This is a genomic window from Methylobacterium sp. D54C (assembly GCF_053345595.1).
On sequence record NZ_JBKFAK010000205.1, the window covers coordinates 1 to 301 of the forward strand.

Below are 301 nucleotides of genomic sequence, written 5' to 3' on the forward strand. Positions count from 1 at the left end.
CCGCGTGCAGGTCCTCGCCCGGCTTCGGGAAGTACCAGGCGCGCCGCCACAGGGCGACGTTCTCGAACAGGGCGCCGCGGGCCTCCGCCCAGCTGTGGATCGGCGTGGTGCGGATCGGGGCGAACAGGGCGTGGCGCGCCGGGCCGACGAGGGCGCCGAAGGTGACCGGGGTGTAGGGCGGCCGGAAGGTCGTGGTCCCGACCCCGGGCAGCGCCTTGTCGAGCTGCCCGGCGACGACCCCGAGGGCGTTCATGTTTGAGGTCTTGCCTTGGTCGGTCGCCATGCCGGTCGTGGTGTACCG

The 301-nt window shown here is 73.4% G+C and carries 1 pseudogene; it reads right to left on the reverse strand.

Going from position 1 to position 301, the window contains the following annotated elements:
* Window positions 1-301, reverse strand: a pseudogene (locus tag ACLBYB_RS33180) (sarcosine oxidase subunit alpha); the annotation flags it as partial.